The following is a 16,762-nucleotide window of genomic DNA, read 5'->3' on the forward strand; positions in this document are numbered from 1 at the left end:
GAGACATTTCATTGCGGATCGACCGATGACCGACGCTGGCGCCCCTCCCGAACCCGACAGCGCCGGCCAGGCCGGCAACGCGCCCTACCGGGTGCTGGCGCGCAAATACCGCCCCTCCTCATTTGACGACCTGATCGGCCAGGAGGCCGTGGTCCGCACCGTCTCCAACGCGTTCGAGACCGGGCGCATCCCGCAGGCCTGGATTCTCACCGGCGTCCGCGGCGTCGGCAAGACCACCACTGCGCGAATCCTCGCCCGTGCCCTCAACTATGAGATGCCGGACGGATCGGTGAAGGGGCCGACCATCCACATGCCGACGCTGGGCGTGCATTGCCAGGCGATCATGGAAAGCCGGCACATGGACGTGCTGGAGATGGACGCCGCCTCCCATACCGGCGTCGACGATGTCCGCCAGATCAATGACAGCGTCCGCTATGCCCCCGCCAGCGCCCGCTACAAGGTCTACATCATCGACGAAGTCCATATGCTGTCGACGGCGGCGTTCAACGCCTTCCTGAAGACGCTGGAGGAGCCGCCGGAGCACGCCAAGTTCGTGTTCGCGACCACCGAGATCCGCAAGGTTCCGGTCACCGTGCTGTCGCGCTGCCAGCGCTTCGACCTGCGCCGCGTCGAGGCCGACGTGCTGATGAAGCACCTCGCCAGTATTGCGGCCAAGGAGAACGTCGAGATCGAGCCGGAGGCGCTCGGCATCATCGCGAGGGCCGCGGAAGGCTCCGTGCGCGATTCGCTGTCGCTGCTCGACCAGGCGATCGCGCATGCAGCGGGGCAGGTGAAGGCCGATGCCGTCAGGCAGATGCTGGGCCTCGCCGACCGCACCCGCGTCATCGACCTCTTCGAGTCGCTGGCGCGCGGCGACATCGCGGCCGCCTTCAAGGAGTTCCGTGACCAGTACGATGTCGGCGCCGACCCGATCGTCGTGCTCTCGGACCTCGCCGAGTTCGTCAATTTCGTCACCCGTGTGAAGGTCATTCCGGCGACTGCCGACAACGTCGCCTATGGCGAGACCGAGCGCGTGCGCGCCAAGGAGTTCGCCTCGAAGATCTCGATGCGCGTGCTGTCGCGGATGTGGCAGATGCTGCTCAAGGGCATCACCGAGGTGCAGGCCGCAACGCGCCCCGCGGCCGCGGCGGAAATGGTTCTGGTGCGCATCGCCTATGTCGCCGACCTGCCGACGCCCGACGAAGCGATCAAGATGCTCGAGCAGAACGGCGGCGGCTCGCCGGTCGTGAGCGGTGGAAGTAGCGCGCGCAGCGGCGCCCCCGCCGCGCCGGTTGCCTCCGCTGCGCCGATTTCGCCAGCACCTGTGCGGATGCCGACATCGTCTCCGACTGCGTTTGGCGGTGGCGCCCGACCTCAGATGGCGGCGCCCGCGCCGGATCCGCAAGGGGCGGCACCCCAGCTGCGGATCACGAGCTTCACCCAGCTGGTTGCGCTCGCCGGGCAGAAGCGCGACCTCATGACCAAGGGCGCGCTCGAAGGCGACATGCGTCTCGTTCGTTTCGAGGAGGGCCGGCTCGAGGTCGCGCTTGAGCCCAACGCCTCCAAGACCATGATCTCGGAGCTTGCGAAGAAGTTCGAGCTGTGGACCGGCCGCCGCTGGACCGTGATCGTCTCGAACGAACAGGGACAGCCGACGCTGCGCTCGGTGAACCAGGCGGCCAAGCAGGAGCATGCCCGTACCGCGGAAGCCGATCCCCGCGTGCAGGAGGTGCTGTCGCGTTTCCCCGGCGCCAAGGTCGTCGAGGTCCGCAGGCTTGCCCCCGAGGCGCCGGAGACCAATATTAACGCCGACTATGGCAGCGACGATCCGCCTGACGGTTCCGACGGCGACGACGATCTCTAGCGCCAATTCTTTGTTTTCAAGGACACGCACCCATGGCTGATTTTCTCGGCATGATGAAGCAGGCGGCGCAGCTGCAATCCAAGATGCAGGCGATGCAGGACGAGCTCGCCAACGTCGAGGTCGAGGGCATCTCCGGCGGCGGCCTCGTCGCCGTGCGCATGACGGCGAAGATGGACGTCAAGGGAGTCAGGATCGATCCTTCGCTGATGAAGGCCGAAGAGCGCGAGGTGCTGGAAGACCTGCTCGTCACCGCCCTCAGTGATGCGCGCCGCAAGGCCGAGACCGCCATGCAGGAGAAGATGCAGGCCCTCACCGGCGGGCTCGGCCTGCCGCCGGGGCTGTTCGGCCAATAAGATGGGCGCTGTTGCAGGTCCTGAGATCGAGCGGCTGGTCCAGCTGCTCGCGCGGCTGCCGGGCCTCGGTCCGCGCTCGGCGCGGCGCGCGGCGCTGCATCTGATCAAGAAGCGCGAAGCGCTGATGATGCCGCTGTCGAGCGCCTTGCAGGTGGCGCTGGACAAGGTCCAGGTCTGCAAGACCTGCGGCAACATCGACACGCAAAATCCCTGCACGGTCTGTACCGATCCGAAGCGCGACCCCTCCATCATCGTCGTTGTCGCCGACGTCGCCGACCTCTGGGCGCTGGAGCGGGCCAATGCGACCCAGGGTCGCTATCATGTGCTCGGCGCGACATTGTCGCCGCTCGACGGCGTCGGCCCGCAGGACCTCACCATCGACGCACTGGTGGCGCGTGCCCACGCAGCCGAGGTGCATGAAATCATCCTGGCGCTGAATGCGACGGTGGACGGCCAGACCACGGCGCATTACATCACCGACCTGCTTCAGGACGCCAATGTGAAGGTGACGCGGCTCGCCCACGGAGTTCCCGTCGGCGGCGAGCTTGATTATCTCGACGAAGGTACGCTATCGGCTGCGATGCGGCAGCGCACCCTGTTCTAGCCATCCAGACTTTCCACGGAACGGACGACATGACGAAACTTTTCGCCACACGCTTCGCTTTGGTCGCGACGATGCTGATGCTGGTGACCCCGGCCATCTCCGCGCAGCAACGCGACGAGGCGCCGCCGCCGTCCAAGCCCGGCAAGCCGATCAACAATGGCGACGTGCTCTCGGGCGAGCTCAACGCGATGAAGGTGCGTGACGTCAAGAACGGCAAGCGCGTCGCGACCTACCAGATCACGTCGGAACCGCGCCGCCTGCCGCCGCCGAACGGGCTGTGCAATCTCGAAACCGGCCCCGAGACGTTCCAGCTCGTCACCTCCAGCGACGCGCAGGCCGCGCAGCTGAAATCCTTCGTCGGCAAGGAGATCTCCGTGAAGGTGGACGAGGTCGCCTGCGCCAGCGATCCCGGCCAGATGAGCGAAGCCGTGATCACGAAGTGGAGCTTGATCAAGAAGCAGTAGGGGCGCTCCACTCCCTCGGCCGGCATTGTGAGCGAAGCGAAGCAATCCAGAAATCGTTCCGCGGGGGCAGTCTGGATTGCTTCGCTTCGCTCGCAATGACGGTGGTGAGAGCGTCAGCTTAAACCCTCACCGGCCCCAGCGCCTCGAAATGCCCGCGCTTCTGCAAATACGCCAGCAGCATCAGGCTCGGGATCGCCACCAGCACGCAGATCACGAAGAACATCGCCCAGCCCGTGGTATCCGCCACGAAGCCTGCACCTGATGAGAGATAGGTCCGCCCCACCGCCGCGAGCGCGGTGAGCAGCGCATATTGGGTCGCCGTGTGCAGCGGGTTCTGGCACAGCGCAGAGAGGTAGGCGACGAAGATCACGGTGCCGATGGCGCTGGTGAAATTCTCGGCGCAGATGGCGAGCGCCAGCGCCCATTGGTTGGTGCCGACGATGGCCAGCCAGGAGAAGGAGAGGTTGGCGAGCGCCTGCACCACGCCGCCGATCCACAGACTCGTCGCCAGCGGATAGCGCCGCGCGACAAAACCGCCGGCAAAGCCGCCGATCAGCGTCGCCGCGAGGCCGACGCCCTTCACGATCGCCGCATAGTCGTTGCGGGTGAAGCCGAGGTCGATCACGAACGGCGCCGTCATCGTGCCGGAGAAGGCGTCGGTGAACTTGAACAGCACCACGAAGGCGAGTGCAGCGAGCGCATCCTTGCGCGACAGGAACTCCGAGAAGGCGCCGATGGCCGCATGCAGAACCCGCGCGAAAGCCGTATCGGCCTGTGTCGCGGCCTCGGCCCGCGCCGATTGCTCGGGCTCGGTCGCGAGCAGCGCCGTGATCGTCCCGATGAGCACCATCGCCGCCATCACCACATAGCCCCACATCCAGGCTGATTGGCGCGGAATGCCGGTGCCCTCGAAGCCCGAGACGATGAACAGCGCGCCCGCCGTCGAGACCAGCATGCCGATGCGGTAGGCCGCGACGTAAGCGGCCATGCCCGCGGCCTGCTCGCTCTCCGGCAGGCTCTCGACCCGGAACGCGTCGACCACGATGTCCTGGGTCGAGGACATGGTTGCGACCAGCAGCGCGCCGAGCGCGACATAGAACGGCGAGCGTGCGGGGTCGGTCATCGCCAGCAGCAGGATCGCGATGATCAAGAGCAACTGCGAGAACACCAGCCAGCCGCGCCGCCGGCCGAAGGCGCGGGTGAACAGCGGCACATGCATCGCATCCACCAGCGGCGCCCACAGGAACTTCAGCGTATAGGGCGTGCCGACCAGCGCGAACAGCCCGATGGTCTTGAGATCGACCCCAGCCTCCCGCATCCACACCAGCAGCGTCGACCCTGATAGCGCCAGCGGCAGCCCCGAGGAGAAGCCGAGAAACAGCACGATCAGCACCCGCGGCTGCAGGTAAACGGCAAGGCTCTCGCGCCAGGAGGGCGCAGGGGCGGCGGTCACGGCGGAGGAGGTCGCGTCGGGTGCGGTCATGGGGAGGTGTTAGCAGATTCTGGGGGAAAAGACTCTCGCGGTAGCTGGTCAGACGGGAGAGCTTTCAACACGCTCGGTGTCATCGTCCGCGAAGGCGGACGATCCAGTAATCACCAGCGGCTCGGTTCAATCACAACTGCTGCGGCGGACTGGAGACCCCGTCTTCGCGGGGTATGACGGCGCTATGGTGGTCCGGCTATACCAGGATAGAGATCATCCCAGTTTGGGTTATGCTGCTCGATCAACCGAACCTTCCACGCCCTGTTCCACTTCTTCAGCCGCTTCTCCCGCTTGATCGCATTCTCGGGATCGTCAAACTGCTCGAAGTAGACAAGTCGGGCGACGTCGTACTTCTCCGTGAAGCTTTCGATGGGCTTCAACTTGTGCTGCGCCACTCGGCGGATGAGATCGTTCGTCACGCCGATATAGAGCGTGCCGCCAATTCGGCTGGCGAGAATGTAGACGTAGTAATGGCGTGCACCCATGTGACTATCTCACCACCGTCATCGTCCGCCTTGTGCGCAATTGCGCACTGGGGCGGACGATCCAGTAACCACCAGCGTCTCGGTTCCATCACAACCGCCGCGGCGTACTGGATGCCCCGCCTTCGCGGGGCATGACAGTGTGCCCCAATCTCACTCCCCCGCCTGGAGCTTCCGCGGAAACAGCTCGGCCGCGCCAGTCGCCACCAGGCGCGGTCCCTCCACCGCATCGCTCTTGCTGAAATCGAGCTCCTCGATGCGCCCGGCGCGCTTCTCGATCTTGTCGGCGGAGATCAGCACCTGGCGCACGTCCTCGTTCACGTCGGCAAAATGCTTCTGCAGCTTGAGGACGCGGTCGCGCAGGCGGCCGAGATCGTCGCCGAGCTTGATCACCTCGGTGCGGATCTGGTCGGCGGCATCGCGCATGCGCGCGTCCTTCATGATCTGCTGCATCACCTGGATCGCGAGCATCAGCAGCGACGGCGACACCAGCACGACGCGGGCGCGATAGGCCTTCTGGATCACGTCGTCGAAGCCGTCGTGGATCTCGGCGTAGACCGATTCCGACGGCACGAACATCAGTGCCATCTCCTGGGTCTCGCCGGTGACGAGATATTTTTCGGCGATGTCGCTGACATGCTTCATGACGTCGCTGCGCAGCCGCTGCGTGGCCACGCGCCGCTCCTCGTCGGTGCGGGCGTCGTGCAGCGCCGTCATCGCCTCCAGCGGGAATTTTGCATCGATGCAGAGCGGGCGCTGGTCGGGCAGGAACACGACGCAGTCCGGCCGCTTGCCGGTCGAGAGCGTGAACTGGAACTCGTAGGATCCCTTGGGGAGACCGTCCTGGACAATCGCCTCCATCCGCGCCTGGCCGAACGCGCCGCGCGACTGTTTGTTGGCGAGCACGTCGCGCAACGTCGTCACCTGTGTCGTGAGATCAGTGAGATTCTTGTGCGCGTTGTCGATGATGCCGAGCCGCTCATGCAGCGCGCGCAGGCTCTCCATGGTGTTGCGGGTCGAATGTTCCATGGACTGGCCGACGCGATGCGTCACCGAATCCAGCCGCTCGTTGACCGCCCGCGCCATCTCGGCCTGACGTCCCGCCAGCGCCTGGGTCATGGCGTCGACCCGGCCCGAGGCCTCGCTCTGGGCGTGCAGCACTTGGGCGAGGCGCTCCTCGAGCTCGTCGGCCCGGATCGCATGCGCCATGGCGAGTTCCGCGCCACGCCGCCCCGAGCGCGCGATCACGACCGTAATCACAACCAGCAGGATGAGGACGAGCGCACCGAAGCCGATCAGCGCATCGATTGTGCGCACCGGCCAGTCGCCCAGCATGAAAATGATCTCGTTCATGGGCCCTTCTAACGCGATTCGCCGATATTCGCGAACGAAGAGGGAACGATCGGGGTTAACCACCCCCTAATTTTTATGGTTAACGAAAGGCGAAGTTTTATGGTTAGCGAGGGGTTAACGGGTTCCTGGCCGCATTGACCGCATCCGGCGCGCGGCTTAAATCGCGGCCATGGCCCTCAGAGAAATCATTATCCTGCCCGACAAGCAGCTGCGTCTGGTCTCCAAGCCGATCGAGAAGGTCACGGCCGAGATCCGCAAGCTTGCCGACGACATGTTCGAGACCATGTACGACGCGCCCGGCATTGGCCTGGCGGCGATCCAGGTCGCGCAGCCCTTGCGTCTCATCACCATGGACCTCGCCAAGCGCGACGAGAACGGCGAGACCAAGCCGCTGCCGCGGGTCTTCATCAACCCCGAGATCATCGCCTCGTCCGAGGAGCTGTCGGTGTACGAGGAAGGCTGCCTCTCGATCCCCGAATATTACGAGGAGGTCGAGCGGCCCGCGAAGGTGCGCGTGCGCTTCACCGATCTCGACGGCAAGGTGCATGAGGAGGATGCCGAAGGCCTCTACGCCACCTGCATCCAGCACGAGATCGACCATCTCAACGGCGTCTTGTTCGTCGACTATCTATCGAAGCTCAAGCGCGACCGCGTCATGAAGAAGTTCGAGAAGGCCGCCAAGCGCGCGGCGGAGTAGGGCTCATCTCTCTCATCGTCATGGCCGGGCTTGACCCGACCATCCACGCCTTGCTTGCCTAGTCGCAAAGACCGTGGATGCCCGGGACAAGCCCGGGCATGACGGAAAACCAGAACTCTCACCGAACGCAGCCACATGCCCCTCCGCCTCATCTTCATGGGCACGCCCGATTTCTCCGTGCCGACGCTGCTCGAGCTGGTCGCGCATGGTCATGACATCGCGGCGGTCTACACCCGCGCGCCGAAGCCGGGCGGCCGGCGGGGCCTTCAATTGCAGCCGACGCCGGTCGAGGAAGCCGCGCGAAAGCTCGGCATTCCCGTGCTGACGCCGAAGACGCTGAAGACCGAGGAGGCGCTGGCGGAGTTCCGTGCCTTCGAGGCCGATGCCGCCGTCGTGGTCGCCTATGGCATGATCCTGCCGCAGGCGATCCTCGATGCGCCAAAGCTCGGCTGCTACAATCTGCACGCTTCGCTGCTGCCGCGCTGGCGCGGCGCGGCGCCGATCAACCGCGCCATCATGGCCGGCGATGCCGAGAGCGGCGTGATGGTGATGAAGATGGATGTCGGTCTCGACACCGGCGACGTCGCCATGGCCGAGCGCATCGCGATCACCGACAGCATGACCGCGCTCGACCTGCACGATCGCCTCTCGCGCCTGGGTGCCGACCTGATGGTGCGCGCCATGGCCGCGCTCGAACGCGGTGGCCTCCAGCTCAAGGCACAGAGCGAGGACGGCGTCACTTACGCCGCCAAGATCGAGAAGGCCGAGGCGCGGATCGACTGGAGCAAGCCCGCGCGCGCGGTGCTGCGCCACATCCACGGTTTGTCGCCGTTCCCCGGCGCCTGGGCCGAGCTCGAGAATGCGCGCGTAAAAATCCTGCGCTGCGAATTGGCGAAAGGCGCCGGCGCCCCTGGCGAGGTGCTCGACGATCTCCTCACCGTCGCCTGCGGCGACGGCGCCATCCGCATCATCGAGCTGCAGCGCGAGGGCAAGGCCCGCATGCAGGCCGCGGACTTCCTGCGCGGCGTGCCGTTGAGGTCGGGATCCAAATTCACCTGACACTGTCATACCCCGCGAAGGCGGGGTATCCAGTACGCCGAGGCTTCTCGGTCAATCGGATAGGCTACGGAGTACTGGATTGCCCGCCTTCGCGGGCAATGACGGCGAAACTGGACACGATGCCCCGCTACAAGCTCACCATCGAATATGACGGCGCACCGTTCTTCGGCTGGCAGGTGCAGGACACGCTGCCGTCGGTGCAGGGCGCGCTCGAGGCGGCCGTGAAGGCGATGACCGGAGCGGATTTGCGCGTGCACGGCGCCGGCCGCACCGATGCCGGCGTGCATGCGCGCGGTCAGGTCGCCCATGTCGACGTCGACAAGCAGTTTCCGCCGGGCCGTTTTCGCGATGGGCTAAACGCGCATCTGCGTCCGCATCCGATCGCGGTGCTCGAGGCCGAGATCGTGCCTGACACCTTCGAAGCACGCTTCTCGGCGGTCAAGCGCCACTACCGCTATCGCATCGTCAACACCCGCGCCAATCTCGCGCTCGATGTCGGCCACGCCTGGCGCGTGCCGCGCAAGCTCGATACTGGCGCGATGCATGCGGCGGCGCAGCGCCTGCTCGGCAAGCACGATTTCACCACCTTCCGCGACACCGAGTGCCAGGCCAAATCGCCGGAGAAGACGCTCGACCAGCTCGACGTGACCCGCGACGGCCGCGAGATCACGATCATCACCTCGGCACGCTCGTTCCTGCACAGCCAGGTGCGCTCGATGGTGGGATCGCTGGTCTGGGTCGGCGAAGGGCGCTGGACCGCCGACGATCTCTCCGCCGCCCTCGCAGCCCGCAACCGCGCCGCCTGCGGCATCGTCGCCCCGCCCGAGGGGCTGTATCTGATGAAGGTGGATTATTAGGCGCGCGGCGCAGAGAGCGGGCACGCTCTTACTAAACCCTCGGTGTCATGCCCCGCGAAGGCGGGGCATCCAGTACGCCGCGGCCTCTCGACTCAATCGCTGCTGTCTCTGGAATACTGGATCTCCCGGTCAAGCCGGGCGATGACACTTGTGTTTATGGAGGCAACAGTGCCTCAAGCAAAATACCTTGCCAAAATCCCGCGATACACCTTCGTCAGCTTTTCCAGATCCGCCACCGGCACGCGCTCGTCGACCTGGTGCATGGTCTGCCCGACCAGGCCGAACTCGATCACGGGGCAATAGCTGGAAATGAACCGCGCATCCGACGTGCCGCCCGAGGTCGACAGCTCGGGCTTGCGGCCCGTCACCTCCTCGATTGCGGACACTGCGAGATCGGTGAACGGACCCGGCTTGGTCACGAACACGTTCGAGTTCGAGGGCTCCCAGACGATGCGCGCCTTGATGCGGTTGCCGCAGGCCTTGGCGAGGCGCGTCTCGACCAATTCGCGCAAGCTCGCCTGGGTGTGGTTGTCGTTGTAGCGGATGTTGAATTTCGCGCGGGCCTCGCCGGGAATGACGTTGAAGGCCTTGTTGCCGACATCCACCGAGACGAATTCGAGATTGGAGGCCTGGAATTGCGCGCTGCCATGGTCGAGCGGCTCGTCGGCGATCGCCACGATCAGCCGCGAAATATCCGGCACCGGATTGGAGGCGCGGTGCGGATAGGCGACATGGCCTTGCACGCCGTCGACGACGAGCGTGCCGGATTGCGAGCCGCGCCGGCCGACCTTGATGGTGTCGCCGAGCGTCTCGACGTTGGAAGGCTCGCCGAGCACGCAATGATCGAATTTTTCGCCGCGCGCGGCGGCCCAATTGAGCAGCTTGATGGTGCCGTTGATGGAGACGTCTTCCTCGTCGCCGGTGATCAGGAACGAGATCGAGCCTGTCCCATCCGCGCGCGGCTTGCCGCCGTTGGCGGCCAGATGCTCCAGCACCGCGGCGACCGAGCAGGCGATGCCGCCCTTCATGTCGACCGCGCCGCGGCCGTGCAGCACGCCGTCCTTCACCTCTCCGGAGAAGGCGCCGACGCTCCAGGCGCTCTCATCGCCCGGCGGCACCACGTCGGTGTGGCCTGCAAAGGTGATGTGCGGGCCTTCAGTGCCGATCCGCGCATAGAGATTGTCGACGTCAGGCGTGCCGGGCTCGCTGAAGGTCACGCGGTGGCAGCGGAAGCCGGCTTCGTTCAGGGCTTTTTCGAGCACCCCGAGCGCGCCGGCATCGGCCGGAGTGACTGAGGGGCAACGGATCAGATCGCGGGCAATCGAGAGAGCATCGGTCATGCGCCCCGCTTAACATGCATGCCGCCGGGTGGGCTAGCGCCTGTCTCTTTTGTAGATCGTCGCCTCGGAAACACCGTGCTTGCGAGCCAGGTCGGCTGTCTTCGCCCCAGCCTCATGCTCCTTCAATACCGCGATAATCTGCTCTTCCGTGAACCTTGCTCGCTTCATCTGTCCGTCCTTCTTCGGGCCGGACTCTAACTCCTTCTGGAGGAAATACGCAGTGGCAGGTCAGAGGCCGAACGACGGTGCCTGCGTCCTCCAATCCTCTCGCGGATATCTTCAATACTGCTGCACCCCAACCTGCGGTGACCTCTCCGCCGCAAGCGGAATGCGTGGGACGCCCCGGCAGCTCGCCCCCCGCCGGACAGCATTGGGTCTATCGAATCCAACCGTTGCGCGACCGCGCGTCGAATCATCGGATAGGTTCAACGATTTAATGCAAGCAGCGACGTCGGCGCGGCCTTTGTGGGTGCGGGCCGCATGGACGACGCCCGGTGAAACCCCCATCCGCGAGGAGTTTTGTGAACGATGTCGATAACTCCTCGAAATTTGTCGGCGGACTCGACGGAGATTGACCGTCCATCTGCTTGGTATTGAGGCGAACAATAGCCGTGATGGTATTTCCGTCCACAAGCCATGCAATCGCAATGATCGAAACGGGGACTGGAACAGACCTCGAACGCAATTGAACCGCTATCGGTTCGCCATCGGGAGCCCGCACCACAAGTGAATCCGGTAGCGCGACTGTACTCGAGGGAGCCGCGGGAAGAGTGATATCGCAAATGGGTAAGGAGCTCAGGTAACTACTGATCCGGTCTGAAAATGCGTTTACTAGGTTTATCAGTACCACAAGGAGGTTGGGCACAGTGGTGTCGGCAACTTCCACACGATCAACCCGAACACTATGCAGCGCGGGCAACAGCCGCAGCCGGATAACATTCTGATCCGCCGAGGAAGTGGCCGAACTTGTGACACCGAGATAGATGACAGCGGAGCCAACAACGCGCGGCTTAAGTTGCGCAACCAACTCCGGGATGGGGACGCCAGCGGCAGCAATCGCGTCAAACACTTTATCGAACGCTATGTCCACTCGAACCAGCTGGCGTTCAGCAGTAATACCCATAACCGTCACGCCTTCATACGTGATTGCAGGCAATCTTTGAGCCAACGTGCTTACGACGCTCAAGTCTATGCCGAAGGCGAGCTGTGGTGATCGAAACCCCGAAAGGACCTCGGATGCTGATTGAATTGCACGTTCGCGCTGCTCGTCGATTGTTACTTGCGATAGAATGCGTTGAGGTCGTCCTCAAGGGATCCCGCTCTGGCGTCCACTCCGATTGAGGGTACAACGAGTGCGATAGCAATCGCGAGCAGACGCCTCATAGCTACCTCCTCATAACGCCGGGATTTGTTACTTAGACACTCGCGTGCCAATGCAATGCCTACGCGACACTAGGCGTCCGTTCTTGACGCATACTTGTCGTACAGCCACAAGAGCGTGTAACCGATAGCATGAGCTCGCAAACCGCCACTCCATATCCGTCAGCGTCTGCCGCTCAAAAAACACCAGCAGCGCGACTAGCCTCACGCGTGCTGTAGATGATCAATCATGCTTCTCAAGGCAGTGATATGTCCGTCCAGAATAGTCTTGCGGTTCTCAGCTTTTCGTATTGTATCCAGAAGTGAATCGATATGAACTCGCATGGCGGAAATCTTTTCTTCCACCAAACGACCATCAAGCATTAGCTCGCCACAGTCGCTCGTCACTTCTTGATCCAAGGAAGAGCGAGTCAAGTTGACCTCGTCGATCTGAATATTGGTGTGCAAGAACGCTGTGCATCGCATGGTCCTCGGAAAATCGGGATTGCCGCCGATCTCAACGCTGCTTTCCGCGCGGTGGAGCTCAACCCGACCTCGCGGCACCTGGCTGAGGACCGGACGGTTGTCAGAAATGATCTTTTGTTGTTGTTTGAGGGCCGCACCAAACATGCCGTCTGCGTGGCCTAGCCACTCAGTCATGTGCGCGATCGTTTGATCGATGAATGCCTGTCTTTCGCGGCGATCTACGCGGGTTACTTTGTAAACCACCAGGACGAACAGCGCCGTTCGGTTGGTTGAAAAATCTCTCCAGCTCTGCGGGGATCAACATAAATAGGTCTCGCAGCAGAGCGATAATCTGGCCATTCTGAGCAATGACTAAGTCGAGCTTGCTCGTAACTTCGGACTGCCATTCCTGCGCGGCCGATCGTTCATTCAACTCATTAATCTTAGCAATGATCTGAGCAATAGCTTGCGCAACGGTAGCGGGATCCATTCGCGCCCCCTTCCGTTAAAAATGCTCCACTATCTTATGTTGAGTTGATTGAGCGATGCAACAGTTTCTCACCCCCTGCGACCCAAAGTCTCGGATCATAGTACTGACGCTTCCTAACCCCGAAGGCAGTTCGGCTGGGCAAGCTTCCGCGCCCATACAAACCTCTAGCGGGCTTTGAATGGCTCTCATTCCGGTGCAAGCTACGACTGCGCAGAATGCGACCGCGAGTGGACCGATGTGTGGACAGTACAATTGCGACGATGATTGTCCGCACTGCAGTGCACGCCACATGCCGCCCTATAGAAGCGAAGACGCGGAGGAGTGCGATGATGAATAGCGTCGCTCTCCTCAACGACACCTTCAGACGTACGTTCTGCGGCTGTAAGGTGATGATGACAATCGGGGTCGCAGAGCTACCCGAGTGCGTCAAGGCCAAGGCGCTTCGTCAGGTGGCGGATTTCTCCCGATTTACACAGGAGAACGACCCCCGCGGCGAGCACGACTTCGGGAGCTTCGACCTGGTCGGTCGGAGGTTCTTCTGGAAGATCGACTACTACGACGAGGATATGTGGTACGGCTCCGAAGATCCGAGTGATCCAAGGCGGACTACGCGTGTGCTCACGCTGATGCTCCCCAGCGAGGACTGAATGAAGCAAGAAGTGACCGCCTCCCATCTAGACGCGGCGGATCAATGCTTCAGCAGGAGGAGTACCGTTGCGGGGACCATAGGCCTGCCGCGCTCAGGCCCCTATCAGGCGGATTTACCTCGGACCTCGCTTCCGCACCCTCGCTCATGCGGGGGTTCTTTTTCTCGACTTGTCTCGCAAAAGCAATACGCGCCGCAACGTTCGCGGCATCAGTTGCACCTCTCGTCTCCTGCTCGCGAATCACTGAAAACGAAGACCTGGAATGGAGGCGGCGAGACTCATGACTTCATTTTACTCGCTGCTGGCTCCGGCTGCTTCCAACGCATCCTAGCTATAGCTAGACCCCGCTTCCGCGCACACGGAAGTTAACCTAATAGAGCGACTATAGCCTATAGTTTCATGACGTTGAGTGGCCTGCTGAGCTCAAGAGAGCTCGTGCGTCCGCTCTTAGGCCTGTGAGGTCGGCGATTTTAGAGACGAATTCGATTCTTTTCGAATCGACGCGAGCGAACATTTCAATCTCTTCATGTGGAGATTGCCGATATCCGTCGTGGTTCTTGAAGACTTGGGTGAACAATCTGGCAATGTCACCGGCCTACCGAAAAGAAATAGATCACGCCCTTGAACGCATCCCCTTAATTGAAAAGCACATCTGGCTTCCTCGGCACGCGTGAGCGGACTCCATACTGCAAACGTGCCGCTAGAGCCATAGTCTCGAGTCTATGGTTCGCAAGCCACTTCCCTATGATGTGGTGATGCGTCCCGATCTGCGGTCAACTCTCACCCGAACGACTCGAAGAGCTTCGTCGCATATCCGCAGCGTGTGAGCGATTGCGCGCGCGGCACCTTTCACCACCTATCACCGCGTGATCGCGGAGATACGGTTCTTCGATGACCACCCATACAAACCCCATCACACTTTTCATCCATCGCGTCATGCCGAACCAGGCGGCAGGGCAACCGTTTCTACGACAGCCTATGAGCAGTACCATGACTACTCCGACCCCGACACCCCGGAGCTGAGGCAATCCAATCCTGACGACCGCAGCGGCTTGAGGACCCTTTCAGAGAAATCCAAAGCGTAGCTTGTGGAGTCCAAATCGACGGCTGGGAGTTTCTTCCTGGAGGCCAGTTCCTGCCGATGCTCGATTGTTGATCGTTGACCACTGCTTGTCGCGGCGGCGTTGCACCGAGGAGGGTATGCGCATGGCTTCGCGGTACTTCGCGACCGTGCGGCGGGCAATATCAATGCCCGAGGCGCGCAAGCGTTCCACGATGGTGTCGTCCGACAGGATCGCGGAGGGCTCCTCCGAATCGATCAGCTGCTTGATATGGTGACGCACCGCTTCCGCCGAATGCGCTTCGCCGCCGTCGGCCGAGGCGATCGAGGCCGTGAAGAAATATTTCAGCTCGAACGTGCCGCGGTTGGTCGCCATGTATTTGTTGGCGGTGACGCGCGACACCGTGGATTCATGCATCTGGATGGCGTCGGCGACGGCCTTCAGATTGAGCGGCCGCAAATGCGCGACGCCATGGGTGAAGAACCCGTCCTGCTGGCGCACGATCTCGGTCGCCACTTTCAGGATGGTGCGAGCGCGCTGGTCGAGCGCGCGCACGAGCCAGGTCGCGTTCTGCAGCGCATCGGTGAAGTAGGACTTGTCGCCGTCCTTGCCGACCTTCTTCGACAGCTCGGAATAATAGGTCTGGTTGACCAGCACGCGCGGCAAGGTGTCGCTGTTGAGCTCGACATGCCAGCCGCCGTCGGGACCCGGACGGACATAGACATCGGGCACCATGGTCTGCAGGCGCGCCGAGCCGAACTTCATGCCCGGCTTGGGATTGAGGCGGCGGATCTCGCCGATCATGTCGGCGATGTCCTCATCGTCGACGCCGCAGATCTTGCGCAGAGCCGCGATGTCGCGCTTGGCGAGCAGATCGAGATGCTCGACCAGCGCCTGCATCGCGGGGTCGTAGCGGTCGAGCTCGCGCAGCTGGATCGCCAAGCACTCGCTCAGAGAGCGCGCGCAGACGCCGGGCGGATCGAATTTTTGCAGCACGGCGAGGACGTTTTCGACCTCGGCCTGCGACGCGCCCAGACGCTCGGCGGCCTGGCCGAGATCGGGCGGCAGATAGCCGGCCTCGTCGACGAGGTCGATCAGGTACTGGCCGATCATGCGCTGCGCGGGCGCCGTGAAGGCCACCGAGAGCTGCTCGGCGAGATGGTCCGACAACGTTGTCTCGGCCGCGACAAAAGCTTCGAGATTGTAGTCTTCGTCACCGGAGGCGCCGCCGCCCCATTCGGTATAGGTGGTCGGCGCGGCATCCTGGGCGTTGCGCGCCGCCGCCTCGGCCAGCTGTTCGCCGCTGACCTGATCGATTTCGGTCGGGGCCTCGGCGCCAGCTACATGCTCATTGGCTCGCTCGAGCAGCGGGTTTCGCTCGAGCTCCTCTTCCACGAAGGTCGTGAGATCGAGATTGGACAATTGCAGCAGCTTGATCGCCTGCATCAACTGCGGCGTCATGATGAGGGACTGCGACTGCCGGAACTCTAATCTCTGCGTGAGCGCCATGAAGCAAGAACCTTTACTGAAGTTGGCCCGCGTTTTGCTCATCTAGTCAGGAGCTGTTCCACCCGCTTTGATGTCGCGCAAAAGCAGATGCGAGGTCAGATATTTAATGAAGGCAGCCAACAGCTGGACACCGAAACAATTGCGGAACTCCTTCGTTAAGTTCCGTTGTCCGTGAGACTAGAGAACTAAAGATTAGGAGGTGGCACTTTGACCCGAGGACATGAACCAACAGGACAGTTTCACTGTGCGACACTCCGATGAAGGACTGGGCGGTCCGCGGCAGTTTCGGTGACTTCTGAGAGTAGCCGCGATCCTACACCATCCCGTACGACCACCGGCAAAAGGTGCGCTGGGCTTAGGATCGGTGCCTGCCCGCCACTCTGATAGCCCATTAACAAAGAGCCTTGCTGCACGCTCGGAATTGGCACGAACTTTGAAGCCAATTACGGAAGAACGTCGCCCAAACGGATTGGCACTAAGGCTGCCAGTCAAAACAGTTGAGGTGGCGGGTTGAACTGGCCGCGAGATCGGCCTTGCGCCAAAAGAGATTGCGAGGTTACGTCGCGTTCGGCTGCCTAAAGCCCGCCGCTTGTTAGCGCATCGCCTGCCCCATGTGCGTCAAAAACAAGTCCCTTCCTCAAGTTGCTGAGGCCTCGGCGGAAGATCCAATAGCGG

Annotated in this window: 15 protein-coding genes and 1 pseudogene; 8 read left to right on the plus strand and 8 right to left on the minus strand. The window is 62.5% G+C overall.

Annotated features, from left to right (window positions below):
* Positions 1–25 precede the first annotated feature (25 nt).
* Genes DCG74_RS03270 through DCG74_RS03285 form a run of 4 tightly spaced genes read left to right on the plus strand, consistent with a single transcriptional unit; the run spans position 26 to position 3,285 of the window.
* The gene (locus DCG74_RS03270) at positions 26–1,864 is read left to right on the plus strand and encodes a DNA polymerase III subunit gamma/tau (protein ID WP_172786702.1); all 1,839 of its coding nucleotides are present in this window, start codon (positions 26–28) and stop codon (positions 1,862–1,864) included.
* A gap of 32 nt (positions 1,865–1,896) precedes the next feature.
* Positions 1,897–2,217 carry a YbaB/EbfC family nucleoid-associated protein gene (locus DCG74_RS03275; RefSeq protein ID WP_172786703.1) on the plus strand — a complete coding sequence of 107 codons (321 nt, stop codon included), beginning with the start codon at positions 1,897–1,899 and terminating at the stop codon, positions 2,215–2,217.
* 1 nt (position 2,218) lies between these two features.
* Positions 2,219–2,821, plus strand: coding sequence for a recombination mediator RecR (recR, locus tag DCG74_RS03280; protein ID WP_025032504.1), 603 nt, complete (start codon positions 2,219–2,221; stop codon positions 2,819–2,821).
* A gap of 29 nt (positions 2,822–2,850) precedes the next feature.
* Positions 2,851–3,285: a hypothetical protein gene (locus DCG74_RS03285; RefSeq protein WP_172786704.1), complete on the plus strand. Its 435-nt coding sequence runs from the start codon at positions 2,851–2,853 to the stop codon at positions 3,283–3,285.
* Positions 3,286–3,403: 118 nt separating this feature from the next.
* On the opposite strand, the gene DCG74_RS03290 is transcribed toward DCG74_RS03285, so the two are convergent.
* The 3 genes from DCG74_RS03290 to DCG74_RS03300 all read right to left on the minus strand — a co-directional run bounded on the left by DCG74_RS03290 (position 3,404) and on the right by DCG74_RS03300 (position 6,603).
* The gene (locus DCG74_RS03290; RefSeq protein WP_172786705.1) at positions 3,404–4,768 is read right to left on the minus strand and encodes an MFS transporter; all 1,365 of its coding nucleotides are present in this window, start codon (positions 4,766–4,768) and stop codon (positions 3,404–3,406) included.
* 182 nt (positions 4,769–4,950) lie between these two features.
* Positions 4,951–5,253 carry a GIY-YIG nuclease family protein gene (locus tag DCG74_RS03295; RefSeq protein WP_172786706.1) on the minus strand — a complete coding sequence of 101 codons (303 nt, stop codon included), beginning with the start codon at positions 5,251–5,253 and terminating at the stop codon, positions 4,951–4,953.
* Positions 5,254–5,403: 150 nt separating this feature from the next.
* Complete coding sequence (locus DCG74_RS03300) at positions 5,404–6,603, minus strand: DNA recombination protein RmuC (RefSeq protein ID WP_172786707.1); 1,200 nt, start codon at positions 6,601–6,603, stop codon at positions 5,404–5,406.
* A 169-nt stretch (positions 6,604–6,772) separates the two neighbouring features.
* Here DCG74_RS03300 and def point away from each other — a divergent pair, with 169 nt between their 5' ends.
* The 3 genes from def to truA all read left to right on the plus strand — a co-directional run bounded on the left by def (position 6,773) and on the right by truA (position 9,216).
* The gene (gene def / locus DCG74_RS03305) at positions 6,773–7,300 is read left to right on the plus strand and encodes a peptide deformylase (protein ID WP_036041776.1); all 528 of its coding nucleotides are present in this window, start codon (positions 6,773–6,775) and stop codon (positions 7,298–7,300) included.
* 135 nt (positions 7,301–7,435) lie between these two features.
* Positions 7,436–8,359 (plus strand): methionyl-tRNA formyltransferase, encoded by a 924-nt coding sequence (gene fmt / locus DCG74_RS03310; protein ID WP_172786708.1) that lies wholly within the window; start codon positions 7,436–7,438, stop codon positions 8,357–8,359.
* A 119-nt stretch (positions 8,360–8,478) separates the two neighbouring features.
* Positions 8,479–9,216, plus strand: coding sequence for a tRNA pseudouridine(38-40) synthase TruA (truA, locus tag DCG74_RS03315; RefSeq protein WP_172786709.1), 738 nt, complete (start codon positions 8,479–8,481; stop codon positions 9,214–9,216).
* Positions 9,217–9,389: 173 nt separating this feature from the next.
* Here the strand turns inward: truA and dapE are convergent, their stop codons facing one another.
* From dapE to DCG74_RS03335, 4 genes and pseudogenes are all read right to left on the minus strand, one after another.
* Positions 9,390–10,556 (minus strand): succinyl-diaminopimelate desuccinylase, encoded by a 1,167-nt coding sequence (dapE, locus tag DCG74_RS03320; protein ID WP_172786710.1) that lies wholly within the window; start codon positions 10,554–10,556, stop codon positions 9,390–9,392.
* Positions 10,557–10,607: 51 nt separating this feature from the next.
* A pseudogene (locus tag DCG74_RS03325) lies at positions 10,608–10,724 on the minus strand (transposase); the annotation flags it as partial.
* A 1,416-nt stretch (positions 10,725–12,140) separates the two neighbouring features.
* Positions 12,141–12,575, minus strand: coding sequence for a hypothetical protein (locus DCG74_RS03330; RefSeq protein WP_172789661.1), 435 nt, complete (start codon positions 12,573–12,575; stop codon positions 12,141–12,143).
* On the minus strand, positions 12,568–12,870 hold the full coding sequence (locus DCG74_RS03335; protein ID WP_172789660.1) for a hypothetical protein: 303 nt from the start codon (positions 12,868–12,870) through the stop codon (positions 12,568–12,570). Before DCG74_RS03335 ends, DCG74_RS03330 begins: the two co-directional genes overlap by 8 nt.
* A gap of 326 nt (positions 12,871–13,196) precedes the next feature.
* Between DCG74_RS03335 and DCG74_RS03340 the strand changes: the two genes are divergently transcribed.
* The gene (locus tag DCG74_RS03340) at positions 13,197–13,517 is read left to right on the plus strand and encodes a DUF3768 domain-containing protein (protein ID WP_172789659.1); all 321 of its coding nucleotides are present in this window, start codon (positions 13,197–13,199) and stop codon (positions 13,515–13,517) included.
* Between the two features lie 1,064 nt (positions 13,518–14,581).
* Here the strand turns inward: DCG74_RS03340 and rpoN are convergent.
* Positions 14,582–16,087 carry an RNA polymerase factor sigma-54 gene (rpoN, locus tag DCG74_RS03345; protein WP_172789658.1) on the minus strand — a complete coding sequence of 502 codons (1,506 nt, stop codon included), beginning with the start codon at positions 16,085–16,087 and terminating at the stop codon, positions 14,582–14,584.
* Positions 16,088–16,762 lie beyond the last annotated feature (675 nt).

The organism is Bradyrhizobium sp. WBAH42 (genome assembly GCF_024585265.1).
Lineage (GTDB): Bacteria > Pseudomonadota > Alphaproteobacteria > Rhizobiales > Xanthobacteraceae > Bradyrhizobium.

Excerpts from the sequence above, each read along its gene's own strand:
- DCG74_RS03335 (WP_172789660.1), bottom strand. The coding sequence starts at position 12,870 with ATGGATCCCGCTACCGTTGCGCAAGCTATTGCTCAGATCATTGCTAAG.
- truA (WP_172786709.1), top strand. The coding sequence starts at position 8,479 with ATGCCCCGCTACAAGCTCACCATCGAATATGACGGCGCACCGTTCTTC.
- DCG74_RS03300 (WP_172786707.1), bottom strand. The coding sequence starts at position 6,603 with ATGAACGAGATCATTTTCATGCTGGGCGACTGGCCGGTGCGCACAATC.
- DCG74_RS03275 (WP_172786703.1), top strand. The coding sequence starts at position 1,897 with ATGGCTGATTTTCTCGGCATGATGAAGCAGGCGGCGCAGCTGCAATCC.
- rpoN (WP_172789658.1), bottom strand. The coding sequence starts at position 16,087 with ATGGCGCTCACGCAGAGATTAGAGTTCCGGCAGTCGCAGTCCCTCATC.
- DCG74_RS03340 (WP_172789659.1), top strand. The coding sequence starts at position 13,197 with ATGATGAATAGCGTCGCTCTCCTCAACGACACCTTCAGACGTACGTTC.
- DCG74_RS03270 (WP_172786702.1), top strand. The coding sequence starts at position 26 with ATGACCGACGCTGGCGCCCCTCCCGAACCCGACAGCGCCGGCCAGGCC.
- DCG74_RS03295 (WP_172786706.1), bottom strand. The coding sequence starts at position 5,253 with ATGGGTGCACGCCATTACTACGTCTACATTCTCGCCAGCCGAATTGGC.
- DCG74_RS03290 (WP_172786705.1), bottom strand. The coding sequence starts at position 4,768 with ATGACCGCACCCGACGCGACCTCCTCCGCCGTGACCGCCGCCCCTGCG.
- def (WP_036041776.1), top strand. The coding sequence starts at position 6,773 with ATGGCCCTCAGAGAAATCATTATCCTGCCCGACAAGCAGCTGCGTCTG.
- dapE (WP_172786710.1), bottom strand. The coding sequence starts at position 10,556 with ATGACCGATGCTCTCTCGATTGCCCGCGATCTGATCCGTTGCCCCTCA.
- recR (WP_025032504.1), top strand. The coding sequence starts at position 2,219 with ATGGGCGCTGTTGCAGGTCCTGAGATCGAGCGGCTGGTCCAGCTGCTC.
- fmt (WP_172786708.1), top strand. The coding sequence starts at position 7,436 with ATGCCCCTCCGCCTCATCTTCATGGGCACGCCCGATTTCTCCGTGCCG.
- DCG74_RS03285 (WP_172786704.1), top strand. The coding sequence starts at position 2,851 with ATGACGAAACTTTTCGCCACACGCTTCGCTTTGGTCGCGACGATGCTG.
- DCG74_RS03330 (WP_172789661.1), bottom strand. The coding sequence starts at position 12,575 with ATGACTGAGTGGCTAGGCCACGCAGACGGCATGTTTGGTGCGGCCCTC.